16 protein-coding genes are annotated in these 17,736 nt (G+C 59.6%); 10 read left to right on the top strand and 6 right to left on the bottom strand.

Annotated features, from left to right (window positions below; translation table 11 throughout):
* Position 1: 1 nt before the first annotated feature.
* From BIND_RS07675 to BIND_RS07690, 4 genes are all read right to left on the bottom strand, one after another.
* Positions 2 to 1,174: an MFS transporter gene (locus tag BIND_RS07675; protein ID WP_012384503.1), complete on the bottom strand. Its 1,173-nt coding sequence runs from the start codon at positions 1,172 to 1,174 to the stop codon at positions 2 to 4.
* A gap of 119 nt (positions 1,175 to 1,293) precedes the next feature.
* Positions 1,294 to 1,797, bottom strand: coding sequence for a CinA family protein (locus BIND_RS07680; protein ID WP_012384504.1), 504 nt, complete (start codon positions 1,795 to 1,797; stop codon positions 1,294 to 1,296).
* Positions 1,794 to 2,522, bottom strand: coding sequence for an HAD family hydrolase (locus BIND_RS07685; protein ID WP_012384505.1), 729 nt, complete (start codon positions 2,520 to 2,522; stop codon positions 1,794 to 1,796). The genes BIND_RS07680 and BIND_RS07685 overlap by 4 nt, the downstream gene beginning before the upstream one ends.
* A 67-nt stretch (positions 2,523 to 2,589) precedes the next feature.
* Positions 2,590 to 3,816 carry a bifunctional 2-C-methyl-D-erythritol 4-phosphate cytidylyltransferase/2-C-methyl-D-erythritol 2,4-cyclodiphosphate synthase gene (locus BIND_RS07690; protein WP_012384506.1) on the bottom strand — a complete coding sequence of 409 codons (1,227 nt, stop codon included), beginning with the start codon at positions 3,814 to 3,816 and terminating at the stop codon, positions 2,590 to 2,592.
* Between the two features lie 224 nt (positions 3,817 to 4,040).
* Here BIND_RS07690 and dusB point away from each other — a divergent pair, with 224 nt between their 5' ends.
* From dusB to hflX, 10 genes are all read left to right on the top strand, one after another.
* Positions 4,041 to 5,093, top strand: a complete 1,053-nt coding sequence (gene dusB, locus BIND_RS07695) for a tRNA dihydrouridine synthase DusB (RefSeq protein ID WP_012384507.1) — start codon at positions 4,041 to 4,043, stop codon at positions 5,091 to 5,093.
* Positions 5,090 to 6,265, top strand: coding sequence for a two-component system sensor histidine kinase NtrB (locus tag BIND_RS07700; protein WP_012384508.1), 1,176 nt, complete (start codon positions 5,090 to 5,092; stop codon positions 6,263 to 6,265). Before dusB ends, BIND_RS07700 begins: the two co-directional genes overlap by 4 nt.
* 113 nt (positions 6,266 to 6,378) lie before the next feature.
* Positions 6,379 to 7,860, top strand: coding sequence for a nitrogen regulation protein NR(I) (gene ntrC / locus BIND_RS07705; RefSeq protein ID WP_012384509.1), 1,482 nt, complete (start codon positions 6,379 to 6,381; stop codon positions 7,858 to 7,860).
* A gap of 115 nt (positions 7,861 to 7,975) precedes the next feature.
* Positions 7,976 to 10,249, top strand: coding sequence for a sensor histidine kinase NtrY-like (locus BIND_RS07710; RefSeq protein ID WP_012384510.1), 2,274 nt, complete (start codon positions 7,976 to 7,978; stop codon positions 10,247 to 10,249).
* A gap of 190 nt (positions 10,250 to 10,439) precedes the next feature.
* A complete protein-coding gene (gene ntrX / locus BIND_RS07715) occupies positions 10,440 to 11,807 on the top strand; it encodes a nitrogen assimilation response regulator NtrX (protein ID WP_012384511.1) in 1,368 nt (455 codons plus the stop codon).
* A gap of 52 nt (positions 11,808 to 11,859) precedes the next feature.
* Positions 11,860 to 12,426, top strand: coding sequence for a chromate transporter (locus BIND_RS07720; RefSeq protein ID WP_012384512.1), 567 nt, complete (start codon positions 11,860 to 11,862; stop codon positions 12,424 to 12,426).
* Entirely contained in the window at positions 12,423 to 12,947 is a 525-nt protein-coding gene (locus BIND_RS07725; protein ID WP_012384513.1) for a chromate transporter, read from the top strand. Before BIND_RS07720 ends, BIND_RS07725 begins: the two co-directional genes overlap by 4 nt.
* Positions 12,948 to 13,169: 222 nt before the next feature.
* A complete protein-coding gene (locus BIND_RS07730) occupies positions 13,170 to 14,030 on the top strand; it encodes a D-amino-acid transaminase (protein WP_012384514.1) in 861 nt (286 codons plus the stop codon).
* Positions 14,031 to 14,180: 150 nt separating this feature from the next.
* Positions 14,181 to 14,435 (top strand): RNA chaperone Hfq, encoded by a 255-nt coding sequence (hfq, locus tag BIND_RS07735; protein ID WP_012384515.1) that lies wholly within the window; start codon positions 14,181 to 14,183, stop codon positions 14,433 to 14,435.
* A gap of 128 nt (positions 14,436 to 14,563) precedes the next feature.
* Positions 14,564 to 15,964: a GTPase HflX gene (gene hflX, locus BIND_RS07740; RefSeq protein WP_012384516.1), complete on the top strand. Its 1,401-nt coding sequence runs from the start codon at positions 14,564 to 14,566 to the stop codon at positions 15,962 to 15,964.
* Here hflX and mazG read toward each other — a convergent pair.
* Together mazG and BIND_RS07750 are read right to left on the bottom strand one after the other, a co-directional pair.
* On the bottom strand, positions 15,953 to 16,777 hold the full coding sequence (gene mazG, locus BIND_RS07745; protein ID WP_041777993.1) for a nucleoside triphosphate pyrophosphohydrolase: 825 nt from the start codon (positions 16,775 to 16,777) through the stop codon (positions 15,953 to 15,955). The genes hflX and mazG overlap by 12 nt on opposite strands.
* A gap of 105 nt (positions 16,778 to 16,882) precedes the next feature.
* A complete protein-coding gene (locus tag BIND_RS07750) occupies positions 16,883 to 17,557 on the bottom strand; it encodes a cold-shock protein (protein WP_012384518.1) in 675 nt (224 codons plus the stop codon).
* Between the last annotated feature and the right edge of the window lie 179 nt (positions 17,558 to 17,736).

Raw genomic sequence — 17,736 nt, forward strand, 5'->3', positions numbered from 1 at the left:
CTCAGGCCTGTGTTGATTTTCTCGGATCGAGACCGAAACTGACGACCAGGCCCAAAGCAATGGCCATGATTCCGAGATAGAAGGGCGAGGCATAGCCGTAATGCGTCGCCAATATACCGGCCGCCGGGCCGGTGGCGCCCAGAGAGACGTCCTGAAACATCGAATAGAGGCCGAGCGCCACGCCCCGATTTTGCGGCGGCGCGCGGCCGATCGCCTCGCCGCCCAGCGAGGGAAAGATCGCCGCATAGCCGAAACCAGCGAGCGCGGTGCCGAGGATCGCCATTGCGGGGCCGGCGGCGACGATGAGCAAGATGAAGCCGCCGAGTTCGAGAAACAAGGCCACACGTGCTACCGGAACACCGCCGAAACGCGTGACGGCGCGGGCGAGAAAGAAACGCAGGCTCATGAAGGCCACGCTGAACGTGGTGAGCGCCAGCGGCGCATGTGGCCAGTCGCGGCTCTCGAAATAGAGGACGATGAACGTCATGATGACGCCGAATCCGGCGCCCGCGAGTGCCAGAGTGAAGCCATAGGGGGCAATGATTTTGAACACATGGCCAGCGCCCATGCCGGCGCCGACCTTGATCTCCACTGTCGGGCGGGCAAGGCCCAGGATCAAACCAAGAAGAGCCACCGCCACGGTGACAAGGCCGATCGCCACGAAACCATAGCGGCTGGCGATCCAGGCGCCGATCGGTGCCGCCGCCGCCAGCGAGGCATTGGTCGCGATGCCGTTCCAGGCGATGATCCGGACGGTCTCCTTGGCTCCGAACAAGGCCATGGCCCAGGAAATCGCGCCGGTGCTGACGGCACTCTCGCCGATGCCGAGAGCGAGCCGGCCGGCGAGCAGCAGGCAGAGGCTTAAAACCGGCAGAGATTGCGTGGGAACCGAAGCCGCGGTGAGAAGACCCCCGACAACATAAGCAAGAAATCCGATGATGACGGCGGGTTTGGGCCCGAAGCGATCGGTCATTTGCCCGATGTGCGTGCGGCTCGCAATGGTCGAGATATAGAGCGTCGAAACCGCGAGGCCCGCCCAGAAAGCGCCGAGACCGAGATTACGATCGACATAGGTCGGCAGCACGGCCAGGGGCAATCCGACAGCCAGAAAGCCGAGGAAGGTGAAGGCCACGACCGAGACGAGGCGCAAGGTGCCGATAAGGGAGGGAGACATGGGATCTTTTGTGAGAAAGCACCGAATCGATCCATAAACTGGGCCAATGCCGGATCCGATGCTTTGATGATAGGAAGCCGTCTTCCTATACGCCCCAATGGTCAAGAATTATTGTCGGCTCAGGCCACGGCTTCGAACAACAAATCGAGAGCGACGCCGATTGCGGCGAAACGGATCGCGTCGCGGCTGATCGCGCCGAATCGTTTGACGCGCGTGACGGTGGGGCGTCCCTTGCGAGCGCAGCCGAAATGCACCAGGCCGACCGGTTTTGCGGCGCTGCCGCCGCCAGGTCCTGCAATGCCGGTGACGGCAACCGCGACATCGGCTTTGGAATGGAGGAGGGCCCCTTCAGCCATCGCCCGCGCTGTTTTCTGGCTGACGGCGCCAAAGCCCGTAATCACGGCCTCCGGCACGCCGAGACATTCTTGCTTGGCGGCATTGGAATAAGTGACGAAGCCGCGTTCGACGACATCCGAGGAGCCAGCGATTTCCGTCAGCAGTCCGGCCACGAGGCCGCCGGTGCAGGATTCGGCCGTTGCCAGCATCAAGCCCTGATCCCGATAGAGGGCAAGCAGATTTTCCGCGCGGGTGAGAAGAGCTTTCGGAAAAGGTGAGAGACTCATAGCGGCAGCCAGCGTAGAGGAGGTGCTTTGCCTAGCACACTGATAAAGCTTTCATAATCGAGATAATTTTCGATGACGTGAGCAGCACCTTCAGCTTGTAGGCGTGAGGCCTGAATCCCAGTCCCAATCCCAATAAAGCCGTAGTCGAGCGTCCGTGCTGTAGCCATATCCCATAATCCATCTCCAACCAAGACGGTCTGCTGGAACGAAGACGACGCACGTTTTGCCGCCAGGGAAAAAATGATTTTCCGCTCGATACTGTCTTCAGCGGATGCAAAGGGAAAATCATTGATCGCAAGTCCAGCCGCGGAGAGCTTGACTTGGATCGGTTCTTTCCAGGCACCCGTAGCGATGGCAATTGTAAATCTAAGATCTGCTTTCAACTTAGCCAGCATATCGGCCGCACCCGCGACTTCAACGAGACAGCCTTTGTCCTGTGCAATTTTAGATTTCAACCGGCTGACAAAAAGATCGTGAAATGAGCGAAGCTCATGATCAGTCGGTGAACGCCCGCAATAACGCTGGTAGAGCTCGATTGCGATGCCGGGATCGGTCACATGGAGATAACTCCCCCAATCCGAACTGATGCTCTCGATGCCGAGATGATCGGCGAATGCCGTAACATAACACTCGGCTTCCAGGGCCATCGACTGAATGAGCGTGCCATCGACGTCGAAAATAACCAAGGTCTTTGAAAGATCGTTATTTTCGTGCATTTGTACCATGCTATCCGATTGCGTGTTTCATCAATCTTAGCCTATTCGGAAAGCATGGTATGGGACAAGCTACCGTTTAAAGCGGCAGCCTGACGGTAGCGAGCGCCAAAGCCGCGATGCCTTCCTCGCGGCCGGTGAAACCAAGCTTTTCCGAGGTCGTCGCTTTGACGGCAACGCGCCCGATCGGGCAGCCGGTGATTTCGGCGAGACGTTCGCGGATGGCGTCGCGATGCGGGCCGACTTTCGGCCTTTCGCAGACTACTGTTGCATCGATATGGGCAATCATGCCGCCGCGCTCGCGCACGCGATTGGCCGCCTCGCGCAGGAAGATCGCCGAATCGGCGCCTTTCCATTGCGGATCGGACGGGGGGAAATGACTGCCGATATCCCCTTCCGCTAAGGCACCGAACAAAGCATCGGTGATCGCATGGGAGAGGACATCGGCGTCAGAATGGCCGATCAGGCCGCGATCATGGGGAATTTTCACCCCGCCGAGCCAGACATGATCGCCTGCGCCAAGCGCATGGACGTCATAGCCCTGGCCGGTCCGAATATCGGGCAGATCGCGGAGCAGGCGGGCTTCAGCCGCGACGAAATCCTGCGGAGTGGTGATCTTCATATTGTCGGGATCCCCTTCGAAAATATGGACCTGCTGTCCCATCCATTCGATGATGGCCGCATCATCCGTCAAATCATCGGCGCCAGCTTCGGCGGCTTGGCGATGGCCTGACAGAATCAGGTCGAAACGAAAAGCTTGGGGTGTCTGCACCGCCCGCAGGCTCTGGCGGGCGGGTGTGGCGATAATCAGCGAATCGTCCTCACCCTGGAGATCGATCTGTTTCACCGTATCGGTCAGCGGAACACCCGGAATGGCCGCGCCTCGGCTTTGCGCGGCCTCAACCGCGCGGCGAATGAGGGCCGGGCTCGAAAAAGGCCGTGCCGCATCATGAATTAGAACGATGTCGGGTGCCTTATCGCGTGCTGCCAAAGCTTCCAGCCCGGCCTTGACGCTTTGCTGCCGCGTCGCACCGCCAAAGACGGGAGCGGCGAGCTGGCGCGAATCGACATTTGCAACCTCGGCCCGCGCTGCGGCGAAAAGCGCTTCATCATCGGCATGGATGACCGGCAGAATGAGCGCCTCCGGCAAAGCCTCGGCCAAGGCTTGGATTGTGTGGGCCAAGACGCTGCGGCCAGCGACCTCGCGATATTGCTTGGGCAAGCCGCCGCCAGCCCGCACACCGCGCCCTGCCGCGACAACCAGGATCGCCACATCAAGGACCGCCACTTCATTGTTTCGATGCATGAGGATCGTTGATCGCCTAGAAATGTGAGAAGAGTGCGAACCCAAGGACAGGAACGGCACAGGTTTCAAGCAAAAAATGAGAGGCCGACCGATCCTTGTCGTGAAGGCGACGCGCTCACGCCTGGATTTGATAGGGGAGCAATGCAGGGATGCGGCATTTTTGATATGGAATTGAGCATGTTCGTGATTGCCGCGCTGTATGAAATGATTATAATCTGGGCATGATGAATTTTGCTGATCCTTTAGGCATACAGCGAACAGCAGCGGGCGAGGAGGCCGGCCCTGTGCGCGCTGGCGCTTTGCGCATCGGTCCCTTGGAGGTTGCGGGCCGAGCCTTTCTCGCGCCTATGGCTGGCATTACCGATCTTGGCATGCGTCGCTTGGCGCAACAGTTCGGCGCGGGGCTCGTCGTGTCCGAAATGGTCTCGAGCGATGAATATGCGAAGGGCGACGCCGCCAACAGGCTCAAAGCGGGCGGGCAGGGGATCGAGCAATCCGTAGTGCAGATTGCTGGTTGCGATCCCGTCGCCATGGGTGAGGCCGCGCGTCAAGCTGAAGGCTCCGGCGCGGCCATGATCGATATCAATATGGGCTGCCCCGCGCGGAAAGTGATCGGCGGCTATGCGGGCTCCCATCTCATGCGTGATCTTGATCGCGCCGTGGCCCTGATCCGCGCCGTTATCGGCGCCGTCCGCGTGCCGGTGAGCGTAAAAATGCGTCTTGGCTGGGATGATCAACAAAGAAACGCCGCCGACCTTGGCCGTCTCGCCGAGGCCGAAGGCGTGGCCATGCTGAGCGTGCACGGCCGCACCCGCTGCCAGTTCTATCGTGGCAAGGCGGATTGGGCCGCCGTGCGCGCGGTGAAAGAGGCGGTGACAATACCGGTCGTCGTCAATGGTGATTGCACCGGTCCCGCCGTCGCCTCGGCCATGCTCGCGCAATCGGGAGCCGATGCGGTCATGATCGGCCGTGCGGCCGTGGGGAAACCCTGGCTTGTGGGCGATATCGCTTATTATCTTGAGACGGGTGAGGTTCGTCCCGAGCCCTCGGCTCAGATTCAGGCCGAGGCCACGCTCGACCATTACGAGACCCTGCTTTCTCTTTATGGCACGGAGCATGGCGTGCGGCATGCGCGCAAGCATCTTGCGGGCTATGCGGTTCATCGTCACGCGCCGTCCGATCTCCGGCGCCGCCTCGTCACCAGTGAACATCCTGCCGAGGTTAAATCCATTCTCCTGTCGCTTGCACGCGACACCTTTTGGGCGGAGGCCGCATGAGCGTCCCATCCCTCGTCTTTCGGGCCAATTCCGGCATACTCGCACCATCAGATTCCATGGCTGCCGCGCCCATCGACATCTCCCCTGACTCCTCCAAACTGCTGAATGCCTTGCCGCATCCGGTGCTGGCAGTCTTGCCTGATGGCCGGATCGCCGACGCCAATGTGGCGGCTGAAGCCTTTTTCGGCATGAGCCGCACGGCGCTCTGGCAACATCGCCTGGTGCATCTCCTGCCGATCGGTTCGCCGCTTCTCTCGCTCATCGAGCAGGTGCGCAGCCGGGGCGCGGCGATCAACGAATATCGCGTTGATCTCGGCCTTCCCCGGATCGAGGGGCTCGTCGATATTTTCGTCTCGCCTTTGCCCGATCTGGATGAAGGCGTCGTCATCATGCTGCAGGAGCGTTCCATCGCCGATAAGATGGAGCGGCAATTGACGCATCGCGGCGCGGCTCGCTCGGTTGCTGCCATGGCCTCCATGCTGGCCCATGAAATCAAGAATCCTCTGTCGGGCATTCGCGGTGCGGCGCAGCTTCTTGAGACCGATGCCAATGATAATGATCGCGCCTTGACGCAATTGATCTGCGAGGAGACCGATCGGATTGTGAAGCTCGTCGACCGGATGAGCGCCTTTTCCGATCAGCGGCCGATCGAACGCGAGGCCGTCAATATTCATGTGATTCTCGATCACGTGAAGAAAGTGGCCCAGGCCGGCTTCGCGCGGCATATTCGCTTCGTCGAAAATTACGATCCATCGCTGCCGCCTGTGCTTGGCAATCGCGATCAACTTGTTCAGATCCTTCTCAATCTCGTGAAGAATGCGGCGGAAGCCATCGGCGAGGACCGTCTCGATGGCGAGATCGAGCTGTCCACGGCGTTCCGGCCGGGTGTCCGTCTACAACTCGTCGGCTCCAAGGCCCCCGTTTCTCTGCCGCTTGAATTCTGCGTAAGGGATAATGGCGCCGGTGTGCCGGAGGATGTTCTGCCTTATCTCTTCGATCCTTTCATCACGACCAAAGCCACCGGAACTGGCCTTGGACTTGCACTGGTTGCGAAGATCATCGGTGACCATGGAGGGATCATCGAATGTGAATCGCATCCGCATCGCACGACGTTCCGGGTGCTCATGCCCATGTCCGCCTCCCTGGATGGACGCGGGACCGCACGCGGGTAGGCAGGCGCGAGACGCCGCCCGGCGTCAGGCAGCGATTGCAACAAACCACCAATCAAGATGGGCGGCCTTTCCGCCTTGCATCGAGCGCATTTGATCCGAACAAGGAGCTTGCCATGGCGGGCGGAAATATCCTCGTTGCCGATGACGATACGGCCATCCGGACAGTCCTGAGCCAAGCCCTTTCTCGCGCCGGTTATGAAGTCCGGGCGACGGGTACGGCGGCCACACTCTGGCGCTGGGTTCAATCCGGCGACGGTGATCTTGTGATCACCGATGTCGTGATGCCGGATGAAAATGCCTTCGAGCTTCTTCCCAAAATGAAGAAGCTGCGGCCCGATCTGCCGATCATTGTCATGAGCGCGCAAAATACCTTCATGACGGCGATCAAGGCTTCGGAACGTGGCGCCTATGATTATCTGCCGAAGCCTTTCGACCTGCGCGAGCTCGTCTCGATCGTCGGCCGGGCGATGAGCGGCCCCAAAAATCGGGTGCATGAGGAAAAGCCCGAGGATCTCGAGGGCATGCCTCTGGTTGGGCGCTCGCCCGCCATGCAGGAGATCTATCGGGCGCTCGCTCGTCTCATGCAGACCGATCTGACCGTGATGATTACCGGTGAATCCGGAACCGGCAAGGAGTTGGTCGCGCGCGCGCTGCATGATTACGGCAAGCGCAAGAAGGGTCCCTTTGTCGCCGTCAATATGGCGGCGATCCCGCGCGACCTGATCGAAAGCGAATTGTTCGGCCATGAGAAGGGCGCCTTCACCGGCGCTAATCAGCGCTCGCCAGGCCGCTTCGAACAGGCCGAGGGCGGCACCCTCTTTCTCGACGAAATCGGCGATATGCCGATGGAAGCGCAGACACGGCTCCTGCGTGTCTTGCAGCAAAGTGAATATACGACAGTCGGCGGGCGCACGCCGATCAAGACCAATGTCCGTATCATCGCCGCCACCAATAAGGATCTGCGTGTTTCGATCCAGCAAGGCCAGTTCCGCGAGGATCTGTTCTTCCGCCTGAATGTCGTCCCTCTGCGCTTGCCGCCCTTGCGGGAGCGCACCGAGGATATCGGTGACCTCGCCCAGCATTTCTTCACGATTGCCGCGAGCGAAGGGCTGCCGATGAAACATATCGATCCCGAGGCGCTTGAACGGATGAAGCGCTATCGCTGGCCGGGCAATATTCGTGAGCTCGAAAACCTGACCCGCCGTCTCGCTGCGCTTTATCCGCAGGAGACGATCACGGTCCAGCTTGTCGATGCCGAACTTGCCGCCGATACGACGACTTTCGCATCTCCCAATCCGCCTTTGCCGACCGCCAATGGTCTGACGAAAAGCCGCGAGCAGGATCGTGCCATGACGCTGGCCGGTGCGATGGAGCGGCATCTTTCGGAGATCTTCAAGGCGCATGGCGATCAATTGCCACCTCCCGGCCTTTATCACCGGGTTCTGCGCGAGCTCGAATATCCGTTGATCTCGGCGGCGCTCAGCGCCACGCGGGGCAATCAGATCAAGGCGGCGGAACTGCTCGGCCTCAACCGCAACACCTTGCGCAAGAAGGTCCGCGATCTCGATATTCGGCTGATGCGCTCACCACGTTGAGGCCGCCTTCGATAATCCGAGCCTTGGCCCCGCCTCGACACCGGGGCCAAGACTTTTTCATTTCCTGCGCGTTCATTCCTTGTGCGACTATACGGCTTTGAAACCTAAGGGCCTGATGCCTGATCTCGACGTAACGCATCATGCTCCAGCCTCCGGCGCTTCCAAACTCGAGCGCCGCTGGACGACCCCGCTTGGCGCCTCCTTCGTCCTTCTGGCGCTGGTGACCGCGCTCAGCAGCTTTCTGATCTTCGCCGGCTATACGCCGATCCCGGTGAATGACACGATCGTCCTCAGCCTGTTCGTCGCCAATATCGCCAGCATTCTCCTTCTCTTCGGCCTCGTTCTCGTTGAAGCCTACAGGCTTTATGCCGCCTGGCGCAGCAAGGTCGCGGGCGCGCGGCTGCATTTGCGGATCGTCGCTCTATTCTCGATCGTCGCGGCGGCGCCGGCCTTGCTCATGGCCTGGGTCGGTTCGGTTACCCTGGAACGCAGTCTCAACCCGTCCTTCATGCAGGATGTGCGAGGCTTCGTGCTCAATACGATCGATGCGGCGCGGCTGTTCCGCGAGGGTCAGTGCAAGGCCTTGCTGCAAGAAGCTTCCTTGACCGCGGCCGATCTCGATCGCGCCAAAACCGTGATGTTCGAGGGACACCGCGAATTGTTTCGCGATTTCTTTGCCTCGCGGGCGAAATTCCTGGGCTTTACCGCCGCGGCGCTCATGAAATCCGATGGCCAGATCGTGGAGAGGATCGATACTCATGCGGCTATGGGCACGGCGGTGGTGCAGCCGGAACCAAGCGACTTCGAGGATGCTCGCAAGAACGAGCCTTTGTGCCTGATCCTCGACGAGGGTGGGACCTTTGTCGCCTTACGGCCGGTTTCGGGATTTCCTGATACATTTCTCTATGTCGCTCGGCCGGTCGATCGTTTCACCGTCGCCTTCCCGCGCGAGGCTTCCAAGCTCGTTGCGATTTATGATGCCTTCGACAGCCACCGGCGCGGCATTCAGATCGCCTTTGCCGCCATGTTCGTCTCGATCGCGCTGATCATGGTTCTAGCGGCAACCTGGCTCGGCCTTTCTTTCGCCAATCAGCTCGTCGCACCGATCCGCCGACTGATCGCCGCGACCGACCAGGTCGCTTCCGGCAATCTGTCCGTTCAGGTCGCGGTCTATCGTGACGAGGGGGATCTCGCCCGGCTTGGCGAGACCTTCAACAAGATGATCGCGGAATTGCGTCTGCAGCAAAATCGATTGATCGCCGCCAGCAATCTGATCGATGAAAGGCGTTTGTTTACCGAGGCGGTGCTGTCCGGCGTGCCGGTCGCCGTGGTTGGCATCGGTCCAAAGGGCCTGGTTACGGTGCTGAATGCCTCGGCCGAAAAACTCGTGCCCATGGGCGCGGAGGAATTGACCACCGTGACAGGCCAGCCGGTTGAGGCTGTGCTGCCGGAAATCGCGGATCTGTTCAATGAGGCGCGGGCCAGTACGATGCGGCTGATGCAGGGTCAGATCAGCCTTGATCGTGGCGGCCGTGATCGGCTTTTCAATGTCAGCATCACATCCGAGCCGACCGCGCGGACCGATAAAAGCTATGTTGTGACGCTCGACGATATTACCGATCTCGTGACGGCCCAGCGCACTGCCGCCTGGGCGGATGTCGCCCGCAGAATTGCTCACGAAATCAAAAATCCCCTGACACCGATCCAGCTTTCGGCGGAACGCCTGAAACGCAAATATGGACGCGTGATTGTCCAGGATCGCGATATTTTCGATCAATGCATCGATACGATCGTGCGGCAGGTCGATGACATCAAACGCATGGTCGATGAATTTTCTTCCTTCGCACGGATGCCCAAGGCCAAACTTGATTCCGATGATCTGACTGATTGCCTGCGCCGCGTCCTGTTTCTCATGCGCGTGGCGCATCCGGACATCACCTTCGATGAGGATTTGCCGGAGAAATCCGTCATCGGCCGCTTCGACAGGCGGCTTTTGTCCCAGGCCGTGACCAATATTCTTAAAAACGCTGCCGAAGGCATAGCAGCCGTAGCGGAAACAGAGCAGGGTAACCGGGCGCCGGGCCGCATCCTCCTCAGGCTTCTCGTGCGCGGTGATCAAGCGGAAATCGATATTATCGATAATGGCAAGGGTTTCCCGCGCGAAAACCGGCACCGTCTGCTCGAGCCCTATATGACGACTCGCGCCGAGGGGACAGGACTTGGCCTGCCGATTGTCGCCAAGATTCTGGAGGATCACGGCGGATCTCTCGAACTCCTGGATGCGCCTGATGGACAGGGCGCCTTCGTCAAACTGCTTCTGCCACTTGGCGGAGCTCAGGAAAAGGAACCACGCGCGCCGGTTGCGCTTCTCTCGATGAACGAGGAATGAGACACCAATGGTCACGCTTGCGGCACGCCGTTTTTTTCGTTTCTGTCTGTCTGACGAATCTCCTTTTCGCCAGTGGTCGATAGGAAAGCGCATAGCGTGCTGTAGACTCTGATCGGCTCTTTCTAGCGCATCCTCGCCAGCGCATCCCCGAACCAATCTTTCCAGACCCCGAGCAACCAGAAATGGGCACATGGGCAGCGACATTCTCATCGTAGACGACGAAACGGACATTCGCGAAATCGTTTCCGGCATCCTTTCCGACGAAGGCTACGGAACCCGTACCGCGAAAAACTCCGACGAGGCCCTGAAGGAAATCGAGGCCCGCCAGCCGGGTCTCATCTTTCTCGACATCTGGCTGCAGGGGTCGCGACTCGATGGATTGCAATTGCTGCAGGTCATCAAGGACCTGAATCCGGCGCTGCCGATCGTCATGATCTCTGGCCATGGCAATATCGAGACGGCGGTTTCGGCCATCAAGCTCGGCGCCTATGATTTCATCGAAAAGCCGTTCAAGGCTGATCGCCTGGTCCTTGTTGCCGAACATGCGCTTGAAGCCACCCGCTTGAAACGCGAGGTGAATGACCTGCGCACGCGCAGCGGTGTCACCAATAAGATCATTGGCAAGTCGAGCACCATCAATCAACTGCGGCAGACGATCGACCGCGTCGCCGCTTCGAATTCCCGTATTCTCATTACCGGCGCGCCGGGGGTGGGCAAGGAATTGGCCGCTCGTTCGATTCACGCGGCGTCGAGCCGCGCCAATGGCCCCTTCATCGTGCTCAATGCGGCGACAATCGCGCCCGAGACGATGGAAATCGAATTGTTTGGCACCGAGGGCGGCGATGGACATGGCCGCAAGATCGGTGCTTTGGAGGAGGCCCACGGCGGCACCCTTTATCTCGACGAGATCGCCGACATGCCGCGCGAGACGCAGGGCAAGATTCTGCGTGTGCTGGTCGAACAGAATTTCCAAAGGGTCAATGGCACCACGCGGGTGCATGTCGATGTCCGCATCATTTCCTCGAGCGCGCGCGATCTCACGGCCGCGATAGCTGATGGCGTCCTGCGCGAGGATCTGTTCCACCGCTTGTCCGTGGTGCCGGTCCGGGTGCCTTCGCTTGCCGAGCGCCGGGAGGACATCGCCGAGCTCATCGACTATTTCATGGATCAGGTGTCCACCATGACCGGCATGCCGCGCCGTGCCATTGCCGACGACGCCATGGCCGTCCTGCAATCGCATGACTGGCCCGGTAATATCCGGCAATTGCGCAATAATGTGGAACGGCTGATGATCCTCGCCGCGGGTGATCCCTCTATTCCCGTTACGGCCGATATGCTGCCTTCGGAAATCGGAGCGCTCGTGCCCGCCATGCCGAATGGTTCGGGCGGCGAGAAGCTTCTGGGGCTTCCCCTGCGCGAAGCGCGGGAAATGTTCGAGCGCGAATATCTCGTCGCTCAGATCAATCGGTTCGGCGGCAATATTTCGCGTACCGCCGAATTCATCGGCATGGAACGCTCCGCTTTGCACCGCAAGCTGAAATCCCTGCGGATCGATTAGTATCCATCCTGTAAGGACGTCTGCGCGCGAGGAAACAGGCGGAGGAGGTGTCATGAACCTGCAAACGCTTGCGATGGAACCACCACCCTCGCGCCGAGCCCTGTTCCTCGCTTTCCTGAAAATCGGTCTGCTCGGATTTGGCGGCGTCGCGGCCTGGGTCCGCCGTATCGTGGTCGAGGAACGCCAATGGCTCAATGATCGCGATTTCGCCGAATTGCTGGGGTTCGCGAGTGTCTTGCCGGGCGCCAATACGGTGAATATCGCCATTCTGCTCGGCGACCGTTACCGCGGTTTATCCGGAGTGTTCGCGGCGCTTTCCGGCTTGCTTGCCGCGCCGCTCCTGATCATGCTGCTTCTCGCCGTGATCTACGATCATTTCTCGACGTTGCCCGCCGTCAATAATGCAATGGCCGGGGCCGCCGCCGCCACGGCGGGGCTCATTATCGGGACGGCGATCAAGGTCCTGCGCTCGATCTGGAAAGATGCGCATGTGTTGCCTGTCGCCTGCGCGGTTTTCGTGGCGGTGGGCTTGTTCCGTCTGCCCTTCGTGCCGACGCTTGCTTGCCTCGTCCCCTTGAGCCTCTTTGCCACAGTGCTCGCAACGAGGAAAAAGGCGTGACCGGAACGCTCTGGCAAATCATCTCGACCTGTCTGCAGGCCTCGCTTCTCGCCATTGGTGGAGTGACCGGGACCTTGCCCGAAATCCAACGGCAATTGGTCGATCAGCATCATCTCATGACATCGGCGAGCTTCGTGCGGCTCATCGCCGTCGGGCAGGTCGCGCCCGGGCCGAATGTGATTGTGATCAGCCTGCTCGGCTGGTCGCTTGCGGGGCTCGCGGGTTTCATGGCCGCGACGCTTGCTGTTCTCCTGCCGTCCTCGCTGCTCACTTTTGCGGTGGGGCGGATGATGGGCCGCCACGCGCAACACCCCTGGCTGATTCTGGTGAAAAAGGCCTTGGCGCCAGTCGCGGTCGGCCTGCTGTTCGCAACGGGCTGGATTCTGGCGGGGGCGGCTTATCATGCACCGATCAGCGCTCTGATCTCGATCGCAATGGTCCTCACGATCTGTTTCACGAAGATCAGTCCTCTTTGGGGCATCGGGACCGGCGCCTTGATCGGCTGGCTCGCAATTCATTGAATGAAAGGAAATAAGGGCGATTGTGCTATTTTCGCTCCTCGCGGGGCGGAAAAAGGTTGGAAATCTGAACCTTTGGCATAAGGTTACCTTGCCATGCGGTACGACATGGTTAATCAAGGCCCCATCAGATCTCACGAGCGAATGCATCCGTGAGATACAACGCTCAAGCGCCGTACGGGCTGGAAAGCTTGGGAAAGAAACGGCGCCTGCCAGGGAGTTCGAGTGAGTCGGATCTTCTACCTTAACGGCCGTTACCTGCCGCGCGAGGAGGCCCATGTCTCCGTCGAGGATCGTGGATATCTTTTTGGCGACGGTGTCTATGAAGTCCTCGAAATTCATCGAGGCGCCTTGATCGATGAGGACCGTCATTGGCAAAGGCTCGATCGGTCCCTCTCCGAATTACGGATCAGCTGGCCGATAGGGCAGGCGGCCTTCGGACGGGTGCTGCGCGAGGTCAAGGCCAGGAACAAGGTCGAGAACGGATTTCTCTATATTCAGATCACTCGTGGTGCCGCCCCGCGCGAACATGTCTTTCCGGCGCAGAATGTCCGGCCGAGCCTGCTTGTCAGCGCGCGTCCCGTTGATCCCCGCAAAGGCGAGGCACAGGCCCAAAAGGGCATTGGTGTCATCAGCCTGCCGGATCTGCGTTGGAAGCGGGTCGACATCAAAACCATCAATCTCCTCCCCAATGTTCTGGCCAAACAGGCCGCCAAGGAGGAGGGTGCCACCGAAGCGTGGCTTTTCGACGAGGAAGGCCTCGTGACGGAAGGCGCGGCCTCGAATGCCTGGATCATCGACGAGAATCGGACGATCCACACGCATCCGGTCGACCATTCGATCCTGCGCGGTATCACCAGGACGACTTTGATCGATATTATCGCAGCCAAAGGCTATGCCTTGAAGGAACGCCGCTTCAGCCTGGCGGAGGCGCGCGCCGCGCGCGAGGCCTTTATTACCGGAGCCTTGAGTCTTGTCATGCCGGTGGTGCGCATCGACGGCAAGCCCATAGGCGAGGGGGTGCCGGGGCCGATCGCGACGGAACTGCGCCGTATTTTTCATGATACGGCAAGCCGAACGCTCTGAAATGATAAAAAGAAGCAAGGGATCGATGCGTTAGGAAGAAACTAGCGCTTGCGACTTTGGCTTTCGGCCGTTCTAATGGCGCCGTTTATTTTGCCCAAGGACGTTTTTTGTTCCACCAATATGTCACGACAACAAGAACAGGACTCGATAATGGCTGTTGATCGCCCGCAGAACCTGCAAGACACTTTTCTCAATTTTGTCCGTAAAAACAAGGTTCCACTTACGATCTTTCTCGTCAATGGTGTGAAGCTTCAGGGAGTGGTGACCTGGTTCGATAATTTTTGTGTGCTCCTCCGTCGCGATGGACACTCGCAACTCGTCTACAAGCACGCCATATCTACGATCATGCCGGGAGCACCTATTCAGATGTTCGAACCCGGCGATGAAGCCGGACATGCCGGCTAGAGCATAACCCCGAAAGTCGGAAGCTTTTGGGAGAATCGGCTTCTACCGGTTTATTTTTGCGGACACAGGAGTTTCCCATAGACGCACCGACCGTTTCACCTTCGGCCAGATTTTCGGGGACGAAGGGTTTGCCGGGTGAATCCAACAAGGGTTCACCCGCTCTTACGCGGGCCGCCAAGACCCGCGCTATGGTTGTCGGCCCTTATCTCAATCAGCGCGCAACGCAGCCCCATGGCCGATCGGCTGTTGCCCTTCCGGAGAAGGCGTTCCGGTCGCCGCAGGCGCGTTTCGACGAAGTGCTTGGCCTCGCCGAAGCGCTCGACCTCGATATTGTCGACCAGCGCCTTTTGACGCTGGCTGAGATCAAGCCCTCGACCTTCCTCGGCACCGGCAAGGTGGCCGAACTGGGTGAGGCCATCAAGGCCGCGGAGGCCGAGCTGGTCATCATGGACTGCGCCTTGTCTCCCGTGCAGCAGCGCAATCTTGAAAAAGCGCTCGGGGCCAAGGTGATCGATAGGACCGGCCTGATCCTCGAAATCTTCGGCCGCAGGGCGCGCACGCGCGAAGGCAGCTTGCAAGTCGAACTTGCTCATCTCGCCTATCAGAAATCACGTTTGGTGCGGTCCTGGACCCATCTCGAACGCCAGCGCGGCGGTTTCGGCTTCCTCGGCGGTCCTGGCGAAACGCAAATCGAGGCCGACCGGCGCTTGTTGCAGGAACGCATGACGCGACTCGAGCAAGATCTTGCCGGAGTTAAGCGGACACGCGGCCTGCACCGCAAGACGCGGCGTGATGTGCCTTACCCGATCATTGCGCTTGTCGGTTACACCAATGCCGGCAAATCGACCCTGTTCAACCGTCTGACCGAGGCGGATGTGCTGGCGCAGAACATGCTCTTTGCGACGCTTGATCCGACCTTGCGGAGCCTCACCTTGCCGCATGGGGCCAAGGTGATTCTCTCCGATACGGTGGGGTTCATTTCGGATCTGCCGACGATGCTGGTTTCAGCTTTCCGCGCGACCCTTGAGGAGGTGCTGGAAGCCGATCTTATCCTGCACGTGCGCGATATCGCCCATCAGGATGCCGAGGCCCAGTGTCAGGATGTGGAAAGTGTGCTCGCCGAACTCGGCATTGACATGGCCGACGAGCAGAGAATTCTGGAAGTCTGGAACAAAGCTGATCTCCTCGATGAGGAGGCGCAAGCAGCAGCGCTCAATAATGCCAGGCGCTGGAAGAATGCCGAAAACCAGCCGATTCTCGTCTCAGCGCTGACAGGGCAGGGAGTCGCAACCCTGGAGGCTGAAATCGAGGCGAGGCTTGCGCGGGGACGCCTGCTGTTCGATATCACGCTCGACCCGGCCAATGGCGAGGGCCTGCATTGGCTGCACGAACATACTGAGGTCATGCACAAAAGCATTGATGAGGATGGCACCATCCATGTCTCAGTGAGGGTGGCGCCGGAACGAGCTGAGCCGATCAAGCGGCGCTTTGGCGCGATGCTGGTCGAGCGGGAAGGTTTAACCGCCTGATTTCTCGCTTTCCTTGGCCTGTTGCCATAGGGCATCCATTTCGGCCAGGTTCGCCTCTTCCAGCGTTTTGCCTTGCTCTCTCAGCGCCGTTTCGATGAAAGCGAAACGGCGCTCGAATTTTGCATTCGTCGAACGGATCGCCGCTTCTGGATCGACATTGAGATGACGTGCGAGATTGGCGATGGTGAAAAGAAGATCGCCAATTTCGGCATGGATCTCCTCAGCCTGCCCGCTGGCGATCGCTTCTTCTATTTCCCGTGTTTCCTCGCGCACCTTGGCGAGAACGAGGCGCGCATCCGCCCAATCAAAGCCAACATGTGCCGCCTTGTTCTGCAGTTTGACCGAGCGGGTCAGGCCGGGCAGGGGCAGGGGCACATCGTCGAGCAGGCTTTTGGGGCGGCTTGCTTCCAGGCCCTGTCTGGCCTGTTTCTCGGCTTGTTCCTCAGCCTTGATCTTCTGCCATTGGGCTTTGATGGCTTCTGGCGAGTTTTCCCGCTCCGCTCCGAACACATGCGGATGACGGCGGATCATTTTGGCGGTGATGGCCTCGACGACACCGCCAAAATCGAAAGCGCCTTCTTCTTCGGCAAGACGGCTATGGAAGACGACCTGAAAGAGGAGGTCTCCTAATTCGTCGCGAAGATCGGCACGATCCTCGCGGGTGATCGCATCAGCCACTTCATAGGCTTCCTCGATCGTATAAGGCGCGATGGTGGCATAGGTCTGCTGGCGATCCCAGGCACATCCCGTTTCGGGTGAGCGCAAGGCATTCATGATCTCAAGGAGATGCCGAATATCCCGGGAAGGTTGCATGGGCACGGGAGGACCGGACTGCGGCGGCGCAGATTTGAGGCGGGAGTTTTTGATTCTTTTGAGAATGGAGGGACCGCATGGCACGGCCCTCCATTATGATGCTTTTTAGTCGAGGGAGATCGACAGGGCTTCACGTCCCTTGGGCGTATCGACGACACGCATGGTCACGGCCTGGCCCTCGGCGAGGTGTTGCACCCCCGAGGAGCCGAGGATGGAAATATGGACGAAGACGTCCTTGCCGCCATCGTTCGACTGGACGAAGCCAAAGCCCTTGTTGTCGTCGAACCATTTGACCGTACCGGTGACAGACACGGCGCTCGAAGGATCGGGGGCGCGGCGCGGCGGCCGCGGCGAATCGCCGAAAGAAGGACGCTGCGGCGCGCGCTCGGCGGCGCCGGCCGTGTCGACTTCGAGCACACGGGTCACCTGAGCGCCCTTCATGCCATTGCCGACATTGACCTTCAGTTTGGCGCCCGGAGGCACGCTCTCATAGCCGGCGGCCTGAAGCGCGCCGATATGGAGAAAGGCGTCACCGGCGCCATTGCTCAACTCAACGAAGCCGAAGCCCTTGTCACCCTTGAACCATTTGACGATAGCATCGACGGGTGGGCTCGAGGGTGATGGCGCCAGGTCGGGAGCGCCGCCGCCGAAGCCGCCTCCCGATGGGGCTCCGAAGGAAGGACGTGGTGTACGGCTGGGGCGCGGCGAATCATAGGGCGAGGGCCCATCATCATCAAAACCACGTTTCTTGGGACCCCGGAAATCTCTACCTTTGCTCATGATATGCCTGCTTATCTGCGCCTATTCTCGCCTCAGCCCAAAAGCGGAAACTTTCCGCTTCAAAACCGGCCGGCTGCACTCTCTTTGCCTCGGCCGGAATCCCTTTAAATGAATGCAAAAATTTTGCGTTCATAAATACACTTCAGCATAGCATAAAAGGCCGGTCACCAAAAGGTGCC

Origin of the sequence: Beijerinckia indica subsp. indica ATCC 9039 (assembly GCF_000019845.1) — a bacterium.
In the GTDB taxonomy this organism is placed as follows: domain Bacteria; phylum Pseudomonadota; class Alphaproteobacteria; order Rhizobiales; family Beijerinckiaceae; genus Beijerinckia; species Beijerinckia indica.

What these genes read in the sequence shown, in the direction of transcription:
- dusB (WP_012384507.1), top strand. Translation starts at nt 4,041, where the DNA reads ATGAATTTTGCTGATCCTTTAGGCATACAGCGAACAGCAGCGGGCGAG.
- hfq (WP_012384515.1), top strand. Translation starts at nt 14,181, where the DNA reads ATGGCTGTTGATCGCCCGCAGAACCTGCAAGACACTTTTCTCAATTTT.
- BIND_RS07720 (WP_012384512.1), top strand. Translation starts at nt 11,860, where the DNA reads ATGAACCTGCAAACGCTTGCGATGGAACCACCACCCTCGCGCCGAGCC.
- BIND_RS07690 (WP_012384506.1), bottom strand. Translation starts at nt 3,816, where the DNA reads ATGCATCGAAACAATGAAGTGGCGGTCCTTGATGTGGCGATCCTGGTT.
- BIND_RS07700 (WP_012384508.1), top strand. Translation starts at nt 5,090, where the DNA reads ATGAGCGTCCCATCCCTCGTCTTTCGGGCCAATTCCGGCATACTCGCA.
- BIND_RS07710 (WP_012384510.1), top strand. Translation starts at nt 7,976, where the DNA reads ATGCCTGATCTCGACGTAACGCATCATGCTCCAGCCTCCGGCGCTTCC.
- ntrX (WP_012384511.1), top strand. Translation starts at nt 10,440, where the DNA reads ATGGGCAGCGACATTCTCATCGTAGACGACGAAACGGACATTCGCGAA.
- BIND_RS07680 (WP_012384504.1), bottom strand. Translation starts at nt 1,797, where the DNA reads ATGAGTCTCTCACCTTTTCCGAAAGCTCTTCTCACCCGCGCGGAAAAT.
- BIND_RS07675 (WP_012384503.1), bottom strand. Translation starts at nt 1,174, where the DNA reads ATGTCTCCCTCCCTTATCGGCACCTTGCGCCTCGTCTCGGTCGTGGCC.
- BIND_RS07750 (WP_012384518.1), bottom strand. Translation starts at nt 17,557, where the DNA reads ATGAGCAAAGGTAGAGATTTCCGGGGTCCCAAGAAACGTGGTTTTGAT.
- BIND_RS07685 (WP_012384505.1), bottom strand. Translation starts at nt 2,522, where the DNA reads ATGGTACAAATGCACGAAAATAACGATCTTTCAAAGACCTTGGTTATT.
- ntrC (WP_012384509.1), top strand. Translation starts at nt 6,379, where the DNA reads ATGGCGGGCGGAAATATCCTCGTTGCCGATGACGATACGGCCATCCGG.
- mazG (WP_041777993.1), bottom strand. Translation starts at nt 16,777, where the DNA reads ATGCAACCTTCCCGGGATATTCGGCATCTCCTTGAGATCATGAATGCC.